The organism is Streptacidiphilus sp. P02-A3a (assembly GCF_014084105.1).
In the GTDB taxonomy this organism is placed as follows: domain Bacteria; phylum Actinomycetota; class Actinomycetes; order Streptomycetales; family Streptomycetaceae; genus Streptacidiphilus.
Window position 1 is genome coordinate 3,742,717 of the sequence record NZ_CP048289.1, and the last position, 16,353, is coordinate 3,759,069.

The 16,353-nt window shown below is 67.3% G+C and carries 10 protein-coding genes; 4 read left to right on the plus strand and 6 right to left on the minus strand.

Annotated elements, in window-relative coordinates; genetic code table 11:
* Positions 1-132: 132 nt before the first annotated feature.
* Positions 133-3,750, minus strand: coding sequence for a lectin (locus GXP74_RS17000; RefSeq protein WP_370468431.1), 3,618 nt, complete (start codon positions 3,748-3,750; stop codon positions 133-135).
* A 253-nt stretch (positions 3,751-4,003) separates the two neighbouring features.
* Here GXP74_RS17000 and GXP74_RS17005 point away from each other — a divergent pair, with 253 nt between their 5' ends.
* The 3 genes from GXP74_RS17005 to GXP74_RS17015 all read left to right on the plus strand — a co-directional run bounded on the left by GXP74_RS17005 (position 4,004) and on the right by GXP74_RS17015 (position 6,786).
* Positions 4,004-6,250 (plus strand): ricin-type beta-trefoil lectin domain protein, encoded by a 2,247-nt coding sequence (locus GXP74_RS17005; protein ID WP_182452321.1) that lies wholly within the window; start codon positions 4,004-4,006, stop codon positions 6,248-6,250.
* Between the two features lie 91 nt (positions 6,251-6,341).
* Positions 6,342-6,590 (plus strand): hypothetical protein, encoded by a 249-nt coding sequence (locus GXP74_RS17010; RefSeq protein ID WP_182449776.1) that lies wholly within the window; start codon positions 6,342-6,344, stop codon positions 6,588-6,590.
* 34 nt (positions 6,591-6,624) lie between these two features.
* Positions 6,625-6,786: a hypothetical protein gene (locus tag GXP74_RS17015; RefSeq protein ID WP_182449777.1), complete on the plus strand. Its 162-nt coding sequence runs from the start codon at positions 6,625-6,627 to the stop codon at positions 6,784-6,786.
* 59 nt (positions 6,787-6,845) lie between these two features.
* Here the strand turns inward: GXP74_RS17015 and istB are convergent, their stop codons facing one another.
* Together istB and istA are read right to left on the minus strand one after the other, a co-directional pair.
* Positions 6,846-7,616 carry an IS21-like element helper ATPase IstB gene (istB, locus tag GXP74_RS17020; protein WP_182449778.1) on the minus strand — a complete coding sequence of 257 codons (771 nt, stop codon included), beginning with the start codon at positions 7,614-7,616 and terminating at the stop codon, positions 6,846-6,848.
* Positions 7,613-9,028 carry an IS21 family transposase gene (gene istA / locus GXP74_RS17025; protein WP_182449779.1) on the minus strand — a complete coding sequence of 472 codons (1,416 nt, stop codon included), beginning with the start codon at positions 9,026-9,028 and terminating at the stop codon, positions 7,613-7,615. Before istA ends, istB begins: the two co-directional genes overlap by 4 nt.
* A 103-nt stretch (positions 9,029-9,131) precedes the next feature.
* Here istA and GXP74_RS17030 point away from each other — a divergent pair, with 103 nt between their 5' ends.
* Positions 9,132-9,341, plus strand: a complete 210-nt coding sequence (locus GXP74_RS17030; protein WP_182452322.1) for an RICIN domain-containing protein — start codon at positions 9,132-9,134, stop codon at positions 9,339-9,341.
* Between the two features lie 558 nt (positions 9,342-9,899).
* Here GXP74_RS17030 and GXP74_RS41825 read toward each other — a convergent pair.
* The 3 genes from GXP74_RS41825 to GXP74_RS40360 form a co-directional block, all read right to left on the minus strand.
* Complete coding sequence (locus tag GXP74_RS41825) at positions 9,900-12,584, minus strand: NPCBM/NEW2 domain-containing protein (protein WP_304940915.1); 2,685 nt, start codon at positions 12,582-12,584, stop codon at positions 9,900-9,902.
* A gap of 287 nt (positions 12,585-12,871) precedes the next feature.
* Complete coding sequence (locus tag GXP74_RS17040; RefSeq protein WP_225447994.1) at positions 12,872-14,182, minus strand: glycoside hydrolase family 64 protein; 1,311 nt, start codon at positions 14,180-14,182, stop codon at positions 12,872-12,874.
* Positions 14,183-14,357: 175 nt separating this feature from the next.
* On the minus strand, positions 14,358-16,307 hold the full coding sequence (locus GXP74_RS40360) for an RICIN domain-containing protein (protein ID WP_182452324.1): 1,950 nt from the start codon (positions 16,305-16,307) through the stop codon (positions 14,358-14,360).
* Positions 16,308-16,353: the final 46 nt, after the last annotated feature.

Here is a 16,353-nt window from a genome sequence, read left to right on the forward strand (position 1 = left end):
AACGTGGACGCATTCGCCACGGCGTCCGCCGTGGTCCCGAGCGTAGCCGCACGCCACCGGCTCGGCACCGGCGACAACATCGACCACCATCACACGGGAGTCTGGGGCCAGGACGGGCTGTGATCCGATCAGCTACGACGAGGCGGGCGGGTTCCACTCCTGGTTGGTGCCGCCGTTGCAGGTCCAGATGTCGAGTTGAGTGCCGTTGGTGGTGTTGAAGCCGGGGTCGTCCAGGCACTTGCCGGTGGCCGGGTTGACCAGTGTGCCGTCGTCGGCCTGCCATTGCTGGTTGGTGCCGCCGTTGCAGGTCCACAGTTCGGCCAGGGTGCCGTTGGCGGTCCCGGCACCGGTGATGTCCAGGCACAGACCGTTCGCCTGCAGTGTGCCCCCGGTGAAGGTCCACTGCTGGGCGGCGGAACCGTTGCAGTCCCAGATGTCCACGACCGCGCCCGGGGTGGTGGAGGCGGTGAAGTCGTCAGCGCACTTGCTGCTGTTGACCCCGGAGGTGATCGGACCGGCCGTCGGCGTGGTTCCGCCGCCTCCGGCGCTGAAGCCGATGGCGAAGACGTGCAGCGCGCCGGTGTTGACGTTCGAGGGCAGTCTGACGTCGGCGACGGTCTTCCCCGCGGTCAGGGTGACCGGGGCGCTGGCGAAGAGGAAGGTCCTGACGTTGTCGGAGGTGCTGCCGGCCTGGTTGCGGTAGACCAGGGTCGCTGCGACGGTGCTGCCGGACAGGGCGGTCGCCGAGCCGCCGTTGAGGGTCCAGTCGGAGAAGGCCAGCGGAACCGACTGGGTGGTCCCGTCGGTGAAGGTGACGGTCGCGGTCCCGGAGGAGGGGCCGTTGCTCGCCGACCCCAGGAAGGAGATCGACCCCGAACCGGAGGCCGCGACGCTCTGGCCGTTGGCCAGGTAGTTGTCGGGTTGCCCGGCGGCCACGTTCGGCCAGGTGAAGGACGTTCCGCCGACGCTGACCGTGCTCCCCGGGGTGACGCCCGCGTTGGACAGTGCGGTGGCGGAGTAGCTCCAGCCGCCGCCGTCGAAGTTCGCCGAGGAGGAGGCGGAGTCGGCGGAGATCCCGATGTCCGTGTACGTGGGGTTGCCCGGGTAGGAGGGCGGTGCGGCCGAGGCGGCCGAGGCCCAGGAGGTGTTGGCGGTGGTCCCCAGGGTGAAGCCGAGGGTGCCGCCGCCGCTGATCGCCCCGGCCGGGGCGTAGGCGTTGTTCCAGGCCGCGCCGTTCCAGGTGGCGGACTGTACGTAGGGGGCGTTGTCGGCCGCGCCGGCGCCGTTGACGGTCAGGGCGCTGCCGGAGGGCAGGGTGATCACGGCCTGGGTGAACAGCGGCGAGCCGAGTGCCAGGTCGGCGGTGCCGGGGGTCTCCGGGTAGAGGCCGAGTGCGGACCACACGTACCAGGAGCTCATCTCGCCGAGGTCGTCGTTGCCGGCCAGGCCGCCGGGGGTGTCGGTCCAGATCTGGTCCTGGACCTGCCGGACGATGTTCTGGGTCTTGTACGGCTGGCCCACGTAGTCGTACTGCCAGGGGATGTCGAGGCTGGGCTCGTTGCCCAGGTCGGTGTAGCCGTTGCCGCCGGTGAGCGAGGACAGGTCGGTGTCCAGGAAGCTCGCCAGCGCGCTGTTGCCGCCCATGGCGGTGGCCAGGCCGTGGACGTTGAACGGGACCATCGGTGTGTACTGCCAGGAGTCGCCCTCAACGAAGTTGTCGCCCGAGGTGGGCGAGAACCCGCTGGTCCACGGACCCGCCTGGTCGCGCGGCTGGATGAAGCCGCTGCTGTAGTCGAAGAGGTTGTGCCAGTCCTGGGCGCGGTTGGCGAAGGCGGTCTGGTCCGCGGTGTCACCGAGCGAACCGGCCAGGGCGGAGATCGCGAAGTCGGCGGAGTCGTACTCCAGGGTGGTGGAGGCCGGGCCGTAGAAGTTGCAGCAGCCGTAACTGCCGTCACTGGGCAGGTAGCCCAGCTGCTCCAGGTAGTTGAGGCCGGGGCGGTTGTTGTTGGTTGTGGTGGCCTCGGCGACCATGTCGGTCAGAGCGGTGGCGCTGTCGAAGTCGGTCGCTCCGAAGGCGTGGTAGTCGGCGAGGATCTCGTCGGCGGGGTCGCCGACCATGACGTAGCTTTCGCCGTTGTCCTCGGACCACTTGGGGAACTGGCCGGTCTGGACGTAGTCGTCGACCATGGACTGTGCGGTGTCGGAGGCGGCCTGCGGGTCGACCAGGGCTTCCAGTTGGGCCTGCGAGCGGTAGATGTCCCAGCCGGAGTAGTTGGCGTAGGCGGCGCTGTGGCCGGAGTCGACGGTGTGGGTCTTCCCGTCGAAGCCGTAGTACTGGCCGTCGGTGTCGCTGATGACGTTGGGGTGCAGCAGCGAGTGGTAGAGCGCGGTGTAGAAGACGGCCTGCTGGGAGGCTGTCCCGCCGGAGGTGGCGACTCGGCCGAGCACCGTGTTCCAGTTGCCGAGCGCGGCGCTCTGGGTGGCGGCGAAGTTCCAACCGGGGTTCTCAGCGGTGCGGTTGGCCACGGCGTTGGTGACGGAGACGTAGGAGATTCCGACCTTGGCCTGGACGACCGGGTTGCTGGTGGTGTTGAAGGTGACGTATCCGTCGTCGGCCGCGGTCCGCGGGGTGACGGCCTTGGCGGTACGGGGCTGCGCGCCGTGCAGGGTCGGCTTGTTCTTCGGCTCGGCCGCACCGGACGTGGCGGTCGTCGCGGGGGAGGAGGCGGTCGCGGTGGTCTTGACGGCAGCTGTGCCATTGGTGCTGAAGGGCTGGTCGAAGACCATGTCGAAGTACACGGTGTAGCTGTTGCCCGCACCGCAGAACTGGCCGCTGGTGACCTGGCCGCTGACCTCGGTGCTGCTGACGATGTTGAACTGGGTCTTGGAGTCGCCGTTCTGACTGCCCGCCAGTTTGAAGATCAGGTTGGCCTGGGTGGTGGACGGGAAGGTGAACCGGGCCATCCCGCTGCGGGTGGTGGCGGCGAGCTCGGTCTTCACGCCGTTGTTGAGTGAGACGGTGTACGAGCCGGGCGTCGCCGACTCGTTGGCGTGCGAGAAGGCATCCGTGGCGCTGGTGCTCACCGCGCCCACGGTCGGCAGCACGGGGATGTCACCGGCCGCGCCACAGCCGGGGCCGGAGATGTGCGTGAGGCTGAAGCCGGTGATGGACGAGTCGTTGTACTCGTAGCCGCCACCGTCAGGGCGGGAGGGAGTGTCGGGACTCCACTGGACCATGCCGAACGGCACGTCCGCGCCCGGGAAGTCGTCCGCCTGGTTGGAGGTGCCGATGAACGGATTCACCAGCGAGGCGGGAGAGGTGACCAGCGCCGCCGCCTTCGCGCGTGATGCTGCGGCGGGCGGGCTGACCTGCTGCGGGGTCGCGGCAAGGGCAAGCCCTTCCCCTGCCCCGCAACCGACGAGGGCACCTGCAGCGAGTAACGCAACCAGCGTGTGTTGAAGCCCTCGCAAGGGTGGTCGTGGCATTTGCTCTCTCCAATCGGTATGACAACGTTGTCTATCCGGCGAACACGGCAACAACGTCGTTCCGGTGGTGCGGTCTGTCAAGCCCGTTGAGGCCTGTCTGAGGTGGCGAGCCGGGCATCCCCGTCGGTGCCGCTCCCGGGTGTCCGGCTCAAAGCGTTCCATCAGGATCAAACATCTCAAGCTCCCGTGATCGGCTGTCAGAAACCGCAGGGGCTGGGACGAGAGAACTGGCTGTCCGAGGATCCGATCCATGGACGACACCATGTCACCACTTCAGCGGCCCAGTTGTCGATGGCCCCGCCAGTTCGGGCCAGTTGACACTGCCTCGCGTGGAGGTGGGAGGGGTGCCTTTCGTTGCGCAGGGCATTGACAGGGCCTGACTCCAGTGTCTCAATAGCCAACAGTTACCAACATATTCTATCTGGCCAAGGCTGTCAGGGCCATGGCATCCCGGATACGCGGCACGGTCCGCGCAGCAGGTCCGCCCACACCCACCACGCCAAGGGAACGCCAACTCATGTCCTCAGTACCTCGACAACGGCCATGGCAGTTCGTGCTGCTCGGCCTAGTGACCCTGATGGGGTTCGTCTGCCCCACCATTGCCGCGTCGCCCGCTCGTGCCGCCACTGCCGCCACCACGATCAACGTGAACGGTTCGAGCGCCGGGCGGACCTTCGACGGGATCGGCGCGATCAGTGGCGGCGGCGGCAACTCCCGCCTGCTGACCGACTACCCGGCCGCCCAGCAGCAGCAGATCCTCGACTACCTCTTCAAGCCGGACTACGGCGCCAACCTGCAGATCCTCAAGGTCGAGATCGGCGGAGACGCCAACTCCACCGACGGCGCCGAACCATCCATCGAGCACACCTCGGGCAACGTCCAGTGCGACACCGGCTACGAGTTCTGGCTGATGGAACAGGCCAAGGCACTGAACCCGAACATCAAACTCTACGGCCTGGCCTGGGCCGCCCCCGGCTGGATCGGCGGCGGCAACTTCTGGTCCACCGACATGATCAACTACCTGGTCTCCTGGCTCGGCTGCGCCAAAGCCGACGGCCTGACCATCAACTACCTCGGCGGCTGGAACGAACGCGGCTACAACATCGCCTGGTACGAGCAACTACGCTCGACCCTCAACGCCGACGGCTACAACTCCACCGAGATCGTCGGCGCCGACAGCGACTGGTCCGTCGCCAACGACATCGCCGACAACCCGGCGTTCGCCAACGCCGTCCAGATCATCGGCACCCACTACCCCTGCGAAGGCGGCGACGGCGGGGACGCGGACACCTGCCCCGGCAACACCACCGCCGAGAGCACCGGCAAACCCCTGTGGGCCAGCGAGAACGGCTCACAGGACATGAACACCGGCGCACCCGCACTGATCCGCTCGATCACCCGCGGCTACACCGACGCGGAGATGACCGCCTACATCAACTGGCCCCTGATCGCCGCCATCACACCCAACCTGCCCTACCCGACCGACGGCATGATGACCGCCAGCCAGCCCTGGTCCGGCAACTACACCGTCGGCGAGAGCACCTGGGCCACCGCCCAGGTCACCCAGTTCACCCAGCCCGGCTGGCAGTTCCTCAACTCCGGCTCCGGCTACCTCGGCGGCACCGAGAGCAACGGCAGCTACGTCTCGCTGAAGTCCACCAACAACAGCGACTACTCGACCGTCATCGAGACCACCACCGCGACAGCCGCGCAGAGCGTCAACGTCAACGTCTCCGGCGGCCTGTCGACCGGCACCGTCCACGTCTGGGCCACCGACGTCAACTCCCCCAGCCCCTCCACCTCACTGATCCACACCCAGGACCTCACACCCTCCAACGGCTCCTACACGCTCACCGCCCAGCCCGGCTACATCTACACCCTGACCACCACCACCGGCCAGGGCAAGGGCACCGCGGCAAGCCCCGCCCCCTCCGCCCTCGCACTGCCCTACAACGACACCTACGAGGCCGACGCCACCGGCAGCGAACCCAAGTACCTGGAGACCATGCAGGGCGCCTACCAGGTCGAGCCCTGCGCCAACGGCCGCACCGGACAGTGCGTCCAGCAGATGGCCCCCATCAAGCCGATCGAATGGCAGAACGACTCGGACGCCTTCGCCCTGATCGGCGACACCACCTGGTCCAACTACACCGTCAGCACCGACGTCGACCTCCAACAAGCCGGAACCGCCGAGATCTACGGCCGCGCGAACACCCAGGACCGCCCACAATCCGACCAGGCCGCCTACCTGCTACGCGCCTCCAACACCGGCGCCTGGTCCATCGACCGCAGCGACACCAACGGCAACATCACCACCCTGACCAGCGGCACCACCACCGCCCTGGGCACCGGCAGTTGGCACACCCTCGCACTGACCATGCAGGGCTCCACCATCAGCGCCTCGATCGACGGCAAAGCCCTCGGCTCAGCCACCGACTACACCTACCAGACCGGTCAGGCCGGCATCGGCGTGGTCGGCTACCAGACCGACCAGTTCGACAACCTCAACATCACCCCCGGCACCGGCGGGACCGGCAGCTACCCCGCGGGCCCGGTCACCTCGGGATTGTCGGGCCTGTGCCTGGACGACAACGCCGACAGCGCCACCAACGGCAACAAGGTCGACGTCTACACCTGCAACGGAACCCCGGCACAGGTATGGCAGTACAGCAACGGCGTCCTGGAGAACAACGGCAGCTGCCTGGACATCATCGGCGCCGGTTCCACCGCCGACGGCACCCTGGTTGTCCGCGTACTGATCTGAGTGCTCCAGTGCGTACGGAGTTGTGTGCGCCACCGACCCGTGTCAGCGAAGTCGCTTTCATGGCCCGTTCCGCTCACCGTAGTCTCGTGCCGTGGTCGACGAACATGGGGCACCCGACGCCTTCAAGAACCGATGCACGAATGCGGCGTGCACGTTGGAGTCCTGCATCAGCTACTTCATCGAGCGCATCTCGTTGGACGAGTCCAACGAGGACCGCAAGGAGAACACGCTGGACGTGTGGCTGCGCAAGGGGCCGTGGAAGCCCGATGTGGTGGTCTCGCTGTCCAATCTCTACTCGGTTCACCCGTGGGGAACCCGAACTGGCCCCCATCTTTATTGACGGGATCTCCCTGATCCACCTACCGAAGTTGCCGTTGCCCTGGCCCACCGAGGCGCTCGGCCGACTCGATCGCTCCGAGGGCCTGCCCGAACTGGTCTGGTTGAGGATCACCGGACCGATCGAAGTCGACGCTGTGGCCACGACTGTGACCGTCTACCAGGCTCAGAGCGACGACGCGGCCTCTGCGCTCCAGTGACAGCCCGCAGCTGTTCGACGGCTCCGGCAGCAACCGAAATTTGAAGACTGATCAACCGCTCAGGCGACATCGGCCTCCCGCTCGATAGCTTGGAGGCGGTTCTTGAGGCGGTAGCTGTTGCCGTTGATCGCGATGACTTCGCAGTGGTGCAGGAGCCGGTCGAGGATGGCCGTGGCCAGAACCTCGTCACCGAACACCTGTCCCCACTCACTGAAGGTCTTGTTCGAGGTCAGGATGATCGAGCCCTTTTCGTAGCGCTTGGAGATCACCTGGAAGACCAGGTTCGCCTCGGCTCGTTCCAGGGGCTGGTAGCCCACTTCATCGACCACGAGGACGCTGGGCCGCAGGTAGGTGCGGAGCTTGCTGGTCAGCTGGCCGGTGGCCTCGGCGGTCTTGAGGTGGCGGACCATGTCGTCGAGGCTGGTGAAGTAGATCGAGTAGCCGGCCCGGCAGGCGGCGACCGCGAGGGCAACGGCAATGTGGGTCTTGCCGACCCCGGGCGGGCCCAGCAGAGCGGCGTTGGCCTTGGCCTCGACGAAGGAGAGGGTCGCCAGGTCCTTGACCTTGCGCGGGTCGAGCTCGGGCTGGAACGAGAAGTCGTAGTCGTCCATCGTCTTGTGGTGCGGCAGCTTCGACAGCCGCAGTCCCTGGCGGAACCGCCGGTCGTCGCGGACCGCGAGTTCCTCGGACAGGACCAGGTCGAGGAAGTCGACGTAGCCCATCTTCGCCTCGTCCGCCCGCTTGGCGTACTCGTTCAGGCTCTCCACGAGGTGGGGCAGGCCGAGCTTGCCGGCCATGGTGCGGATGCGGTTGCTGACCAGTTCGCTCAACAGGGTTCCTCTGCGCTCGGGTGGGTGGTGAACGGGCGGGTGCCGGTCAGCTCGTCGTAGACGGACAGCGGTCGCCGGCCCACCTCGACGCGGGCAGCGGCGGCCCGACTGAGCAGTGCCCGCAGCGGACCGTCCTCCTCGCGCAGGGCGAGGCCGCGGCGGGGCCGGGGGTCGTCACCGGTCGTGGTGCGGCGGCCCTCCCCGGTGGGCAGGCCGTCCCAGTGGCGCTCGTCGACGATGCGGGCACCACGTCCCACCGCCCTGGAGTGCACGGCCAGCAGGGTGCCGCCAGTGGTGTCGGGGACAGTGGAATGGAGTATGACCTGGAACTTCGTGACCCGGACCTCGACCAGTTGGCGCGGGCGGACCTTGCGGGCGGGCACCGAGTAGAGGTTGGCGTCGAAGGCGACCAGGCAATCCTTGCCGACATGCCGCAGGTGCCGCTGCGCGACCACATAGGGTGCGCGGGGCAGCGGCCGCAAGGCCACGTGGTCGCGGATCGCGCGCAGGCCGATGACCTCGCCGTGGGTACCGTGCACCCGCGCGCGCCGGACCGGCACCCACGCGGTGAACGCGGCGTCGAGTTCCTCGGTCGAGGAGAACGCCCGGCCGGCCAGGACGTGGTCGCGCACGATGGCCACCTGCCGCTCGACCCGGCCCTTGCCCTGGGGGCGGTAGGCGGCGAGCACGTCGATGTCGAAGTCGTAGTGCCCGGCGAACGCCACCGCCTCCGGGTGGAGCGGGACAGCTTCGCCCGGGGCGACGTGTCGGCGGACCACGGTCTTGGTGCGGTCGTAGACGATGCTCATCGGCACTCCGCCGAAGTGCGCGAACGCCTGGCGGTGGCAGTCGAAGAACGTCGCCAGGTCCTGGCTGGTGGTGAAGCAGCAGAAGGGGTCCCGTGAGTACGACAGCGTCATGTGGAATGAGTAGACCTTCGGGATGCCGACGTGGGCCAGGATCCGTCCCTCGTCGCCCCAGTCGACCTGGGCCTGGGCGCCCGGCACGACCTCGAACCGGCGGTGCAGGCCCGCCAGCTCGCCGGGGTTGATACCGAGCTCCCCGGCGATCCGGGGCCGGGCCTCCTGCAAGTAGATCTTGACCCGTTGGTAGTTGATGGCGAACCCGTACTCCTGGGCCAGTCGCTCGTGGATCACCGCTCCCTTGAGCAGGATCTCGGACCGCAGCATCGCGTCGATCAGCGGAGCGACCTCATCCACCGCCCGTTGCCTGGGCAAGGCGCCGGACTCCCGTTGCGGTGGCGCGGCCGGGACCTCACCCGACAAGTACTTGGCGACCGTGCGGCGATTGAGCCCGGTCTCCTTCGCGATCTGCCGCTGGCTCATCGCGCCCGACTCGTACAGGGCGCGAAATCGCCTCAACTCCAACCAGCGATGTGGGTCCAAGACCACGGCCAGCCGCCCCTCTGCCACCCGAACGGACAACAGCAGACTCGCGGACACCACCCCGCCACCGCATCACTTCTGGAGCACAATCACCCGTACGAGGTGGCGCATGTTCGCTCGTACGCCGACACTGGTCGACCTGTGGACCTGCAACGGCGGCTCCAACCAGCAGTGGAACGTCGTGAACGGCACCCTGGTGAACCCGGCATCGGGCAAATGCCTCGACGACCCCGGCTTCAACACCACCCCAGGCACCCAACTGGACATCTGGGACTGCAACGGCGGCTCGAACCAGGAATGGACCCTGCCATCCTCCTGAGAGACTGACTGGCGGTTCATCAGACGGCTGACTCGGCTCCCAATCGCTGGGGGACGAGTCAGCCGTAGTCCTTGGGGCCGGGAAGAAGGTAAGCCGCCTCCCAGGCCCGCGGCCCGCCCACCGACCGGGCGCCAACACGCTTGATTCCCCACTTGGCCCGGCTCGGCTACCCCAGCCAGGCTTCTTCCCAGGCAGGGCCAGATCCTGACTCGCGCACATGCTGGATCCCCTACTGCGGCAATGAGATCGCCCGATGTCCGCGGGGACGGCGCACCTCAGGGCACGAAGGGCCGGGGGGTGATGGTCAGGATAACCTCGTTCTGGCTGACCAGTCCTTTCTGCGGTGTCAGGGGCGACATGGCCCAGCTGTGGGCCGTGAGGGGATGAATGGCTTGACCACGCTGAACCTGCCGTTCCTGCTCGGCGGCTGCCAGTGGGCCGGTGCGGTCGGCCCGCGTCCGCCGCACCGAGTCGAGCCGGGAGTGCGGACTGATTGAGGCCGGGCCGGCCGCTGGTGTGCGGCCGGCCCGGAGGTGTGATCTGTGGTGGTGCTGACGCTCAGCTGCTGCAGGTGAGTTTGGGCATGGCCCAGTCGCCGTGGTCGTAGGCGTTGCCGTCTCCGGCGTCGCCGACGACGAGGTCGAGCATCTGCACGCCGGTGAGGTCAGCGGTGAGCTGCTGGGCGGGATCGCCGCCCTTGACCACTCCGGTGGCGGCGAGGGTCTTGCCGTCGCCCAGGACGCTGAAGGTCATCGTGCCGTTGCCGTCGGCGTCGGCGTCGTCACCGACGATGGAAGTGAACGACGAGCAGTTGCCGCCGAGGTAGATGGTGACGTCACTGGGCGAGTTGGTGCCCAGTCCCTTGGGATAGACGGTGCCGTCGATGGTCAGCGGGGTGCCGTCGTCGGCGTTTTGGCCACCGACCGACTGGTCGCGTTCGACCGGGCCCCAGCCGTTGGTGGCGGAGACGAATTGCAGGTCGCTGACGTTGTTGACTCCGGACGGCGGCGGCGGGTAGACCGCTGACAGCGGAGAGTCCTCGCTGAGCCAGTTCGCGACGCCGTCCTGGGCGAAGGTGGCGAAGGCGCTGAGGGTCGTCAGGGTCGCCTTGCCGGTAGGCGCGGTGAGCTGCCAGGTGGCGGTGGCACTGTGGCCGGGCTTGATCTCCCCGAACACCTGCGGCTGCGGGTCGAAGGTGAACCCGGGCGCGGCCAGGGTGATGTTGATGCCCTCCGCGGCCTTGGCGTGGGAGGGGACGGTGACGGTGGTGGTCACGGTGACGGTGGCACCGAGCTGGACGGCGGCAGTCGACGGCGTCGCGGTGAGCGTGACGGGAGCGGCCTGCTTGGTGATGGGGGTGAAGGAGAGGTTGTCGAACTGGTCGGTGTCGTACGAGGTCAGGCCGAGACCGCCCTGACCGGCGGCGTAGCTGCTGTCATTGACCACGCCGACGTTCTTGCCGTCCACCGACGCGGTGATGACCGGTCCGTCGAACGACAGCTTCAGCTTGTGCCACGTTCCCGTGCCCAGCGCGGTCGTTGAGGACCGGGCCAGTACCGTGCGGTTGCCGTCCGAGTCGCTCTTGAGGATGGTCCAGTCGCCGGTGTCGCTGATCTGGAAGTAGTAGCCCTGCTGGTGCGACTGCGGACGGTTCTGGGTGCCCGCGCGGCCGATCAGCTCCACCGTGCCGGGCTTGGCCAGCTCGACGTCCGCCTGCATGGAGTAGTTCGTCCAGGTCGGATCACCGACCAGAGCGAACGCGTCACTGTCGTCCTGCCACTCGATGGGCTTGGTGGCGGCCATCTGCTGGAGGCACATCCCCGAGCGGCCCGCCGCGCACTTCTGCACCTCGAACGCGCCCTGCATGTCGGAGACGTACTTGGCCTCGGTGCCGGCGGCGTCCTTGTTGAAGTTGTCGGAGTAGGGCAGCGCCAGGGGGTGGGCGGCCGGTGCGGTGGCTGTTCCCTTGCCCTGGCCGGTGGTGGTGGTGACGGAGTAGACGTAGCCGGGCAGCATGTTCAGCGAGTAGGTGCCATCAGTGGGGGTGATGTCCTGGGTGTGGATGAAGTCGGTGGCGGGATTGGGGTCGTTGACGTCGGTGGCCCAGACGTGGACGGTACCGGTGGACAGGCCGCCCTTGACCGTGAAGTCGGCGGTCTGGGCGGTGGTGGCGGTGGTGGTCTCCAGGATGGTGGAGTAGTCGGTCCCGTTGGGGGACTTCAGGGTGATGTAGCTGCCGTTGGATTCGGCCCCGCCCAGGTAGCCCGACCCCTGGTCGATGAACGTCCATCCGGGCTGCGCGAACTGGGTGACCTGGGCAGTGGCCCAGGTGTTCTCACCGATGCTGTAGCTCCCCGACCACGGCGAGTTGGCTGTGGCCAGGCCGACGGTGGAGTACGGCAGGTTGGAGTAGATCGCCGCGATCAGGGGCCAGTTGAAGTAGCTGGTCAGCTTGGCGTCGACGTAACCGCGAGTGATCGAGCGGATCAGGGCGGGGGCCCCGGTGTTCATGTCCTGGGAGCCGTTCTCACTGGCCCACAGTGGTTTGCCGTTGTCCTGCGCGGCCTGGGTGCTGGAGCAGCTGTCGGCGCTGCCGCCGTCACCGCCGCAGGGGTAGTGGGCGCCGATGATGGAGACCGCGTTGTTGAACGCGGGGTCGGTGGCCATGTCGTCGGCGACGTCCCAGCTGCTGTCGTCGGCCACGAGCTCGACGCTGGAGTACCCGGCCGCGTTGAGGGCGGAACGTAGCTGGACGTACCAGTCGGCGTCGTGACCTCGCTCGTTCCAGCCGCCGAGGTACTTGATGTCCAGGCCGTGGGTCTTGGCGCAGCCCAGCCAGGAGATGAGGTAGTTGATGGTGTCGGTGGACCAGAAGCCGCCGTTGATCCAGCCGGGTGCGGCCCAGGCGAGCCCGTACAGGGCGATGTCGGGGTTGCGGGCCTTGGCTTGTTCGGCGAGCCAGAACTCGTAGCCGGCGTTGCAGTTGATGGTGCCCTTGGTGTGCTCGATGGACGGCTCGGAGCCGTCGGTGGAGTTGGCGTCCCCGCCGATCTCCAGCTTCAGCAGTTGCAGGTTGGCGCCGTAGCCGGGCTTGAACAGGTAGTCCAGGATCTGCTTCTGCTGGGCGGCGGGGTAGTCGGTCAGCAGGCGCGAGTTGCCGCCGCCGCCGCTGATCGCGCCGATGCCGTCGAACGTCCGACCGCTCTGCCCGCCGTCGACGGTGATCGACGTGGCGGCTGGCACGTCGGCCGGTGTGTGGGGTGCGGCGTGGGCCGCGGTGGTTCCGCTCGCCAACAGCGCTGCCAGCAGCGCCAGTACCCACAAGGGGATGAGTCTCCGTATCCGTGGCATCGTTGCCACCCTTCACTAGAGGAGGATGGCGCTCAGTGTCTCTTCATGTCGATATCTGGTCAATACTTCAAACAAAAAAGGCCATAACCAAACAGGCCATAACCAAACAGGCATGAAGGCTGCCCGGCCCGGATCCCCCACGGGCCCGGGTCGGACAGCAGCTCATTTTGAGGGTTCGGTTACCAGCCGACTGCGACGACCAGGTATTGCGGGTTGGTCACCGAGATGTCCGAGGACTGACCGGCGTAGTCGTCGTACGGGAAGCCGTAGGTCAGTCCGTTGATGGAGTTCTGGTGCCAGAAGTCGGCGTAGTAGTCGGCCGGGGCGCTCTGGTAGAAGCCGCTGGCCGTGGACTGCTGGGCGACCGGCAGTTGCGCGACGTGCCGGTTGATCCCGGCGCACAGCTGCGGGTTGTTGGCCAGGGTGCCGCTGCATCCGAGGATCTGGGCGGTGGTGTCCGAGCTGTCGCCTACCGAGGCGGCGTAGCTGTTGTAGTAGTTCGCCTCCGCGCCGCCGGGCTGGAACGCGGCGTCGTCGCCCGGCGCGGGGATGCCGTAGGGTGCCTGGTCGGTGGCGAGTTCCTTGAACTCGGTGGGCACGAAGTTCTCGAAGCGCTGGAAGGTCGCGGCGCGGCTCTCCTGGAAGGTGGCGTAGTTCTCGCCGACCTCCTGGTTGGAGCCGTCGTGGCCGTGCAGCAGCAGTGCGAGCTTCAGGCCGAACCGGTCGACCCGCGTGGTGTCGACGTTGATCGAGGAGGCGCCGACGGTGAACTCGATGAAGTCGTAGTACTGGCTGGTGGGGGAGCCGAGGTAGAAGTACATCCGGCCGGAGGAGTTGGCGGGCATGTCGATGTAGGGCTGCTGGGCGATCGACTCGGTCTGGCCGTTGAAGCTCCAGTACACCTGGCTGTCCGGGTACTGCCCGTTGGTCTGGTTCTCGATCTTGAATTCCAGGACCTGGGTGGCCGCCGGGATGGCGCCGGTGTCCCCCCAGAACGAGGCGGGCGGCTCACCTCCGGTCCCACCACCTCCACCGCCGCCGGACCCGGTCGGCAGGTTCCATTGCTGGTTGGTGCCGCCGTTGCAGTCCCAGATGTCGAGTTGGGTGCCGTTGGTGGTGCTGAAGCCGGGGTCGTCCAGGCACTTGCCGGAGGCCGGGTTGACCAGGGTGTTGTTGGCGCCCTGCTGCCAGACCTGGTTGCCGCCGCCGTTGCAGTCCCACAGCTCGACCAGGGCCCCGTCCGCGGTGGAGGCGCCGGTGATGTCCAGGCACTTGCCGTTGATCTGAAGCGTGTTGTTGCTGGCGACGGTCCACTGCTGGGCGGGGGTGCTGTTGCAGTCGTACAGGTCAACGATGGTGCCGTCGGCACTGCTGCCCGCGAAGTCGTCCAGGCATTTGCCCTGGTACCCGGTGATCGTCCCGGACGTGGCGGCGTGGGCAGTACCGGTTGCGGCTCCCACGAGTCCCAGGCTGAGGGCGGTAGCGGTCACCACTCCGAGGATCGTTCCTGCCCGAGTCCGCGCATGACCGCGTGGCGTGTCCTTCACATGCATGGCCAGTCCTTTCAACAGTGGGTAGGTGCGTGTTGCCGGTGATCGCCGTGGCCTGCTGCGGCAGGAAGACGGACACTTCACGGCCGCCGTCTTTGGGTTCCCTTCGGCTGGGTCAGGCGCCGGGGAGGGACCAGATTTGGGCGGTGCCGCCGTTGCAGTCCCACAGTTCCAGCTGGGTTCCGTCGGTGGCGCTGGCGCCGGGGTCATCGAGGCAGCGTCCTGAGACCGGGTTGCGGTAGCCGCCGTCGTAGGGCTGCCACTGCTGGTTGGCGCCGCCGTTGCAGTCCCAGATTTCCAGGAGGGTGCCGTTGGCGGTGCCGGCGCCGGTGGCGTCCAGGCACTTGCCCGACGTTCGCAGGGTGCCGTCGGAGGCGGCTGTCCAGGACTGTCCGCCTGTGCCGTTGCAGGACCACAGCTCGACCTTGGTGCCGTCGGTCGTGTTGTCCCCGGTCAGGTCCAGGCACTTCCCGGCGACCCCGGAGGTCACCGGGCCCGTGCCGCCTGAGGGGCTGCTGCCGTTGGTGCGCGAGGTCAGGGTGAACTTCTGGTTCGGGCCGTCGTTGGGCGCCCACTGCTCGTACTGCGTTCCCGCAGCCGTACTGCCGCCCGGGTTGTCGAGGGCGAGTTTGCTGTTGCGGTTGTAGAAGGACCAGGTGCCGTCCGAGTTCTGGACCGGCTTCCACTGGTCGTTGCCCGGGATCAGGCCACCGGCCGGCCACTGGACGATCTGCGCGCCTGGTGCACCGGAGGCCGCGCTGACGTTGAGCAGCTGACCGCTGCGGGCGTTCTCGATCTCGTAGTAGCCGTTGCTTTCGGGCACGAACGTCCACGAGGCGCTGGTGTCACCGGTGTCGGTGTTCTGGACGATCGCCGCGGCGTTGGCGGTCGAGTCGCCCTGGACGCCCAGGGACAGCCCGCTGGTGGTGTTCTGGATCTCGTAGGAGCCGGAGAAGGGGGACGGGGCGGTCGTCGGCAGCACCTGGAACAGGGCGACCATGCCGATCATCTCGAACGCGTCGGGGTTGGTGTCGGTGGTGGGATTGGTCCAGTCGTTCCAGGTGAGGTTGTCGCTGTCGCGCTCGCTCCAGGCCTGCGCGGCGTTGGACTGCATGTAGGCGCTGTAGCGGCCGCACAGGTCGGCGTCGGTGCAGAAGTCGCTGATGCCCTTGAACAGCCAGTACTGGTAGGAGCTGCCCGCCGTCTGGTTGTTGGCGACGATCGGGACCGTGTTCATGAAGTGGTCCGCGGTGCGTTCCGCGTCGTTGTAGTACTCGCTGTTCCCGGTGATCCGGTACAGGTTGTCGGCGGCTTCGATCCAGGATCCGGCGTTGTAGGCGTTGTCGGACGCTTGCAGGACAGTGCCCCCGCTGGCCCCGTTGGGGAAGGCGATGCATTCGTTGACGACGCCGGTGGTGGTGTTGACCAGGTTGGCGCGCACCCAGGAGTAGATCGCCTCGGCTTCCGTCAGGTAGGTGTTGTCGCCGGTGATCTGGTAGAGCGTCGCCGCGATGCTGATCATCGGGTTGTTGCTCAGCGAGCACTTGCTGTAGTCGGTGTCGTTCTCCCAGATCCCGCCGCCGCCGTCGGTGGACCAGCCCCGGGCGTAGGTCTTGTTGAACTGGTCCTCCGCGATGTTCAGCCAGTCCGTGTCACCGGTCTCCTGGTAGCCGCGCAGGACCGTGGTGGTGTCCCAGGCGACGTCGTCGTTCCAGCCGTCCCAGGACTCCCAGTCCGTGCCCTCGTACTTCAGGTAGGTGTTCACCAGGTTGATGACCCGTTGCCGATCCGCGGGTGCGTGGGTGCGCTCGTAGACGTCCTGGGCGACCTGGATGTCCAGGGCCGCGATCCACATCCCGGCCCGGGTTGTGCCCTTGCTGAGCAGCTCGCTGGTGTAGTAGGTGTCGCCGTTGCCCTGGTACAGGAAGTTGTTGTTCCATGCCTGGTAGACGGCGTCCGGCGAGGGCAGGGCGGTCTCGGCGTGTGCCACGGGTGCCATCAGCATGCTCCCGACGGCCAGGGCGAGCGTCGCGCCCCCCGCCGCGAGGGATCTCAGTCGTTTCATCCTTGCGGGACCTTTCCGTTCGTTCGCTGTGGTGTGCCGAGTCCCG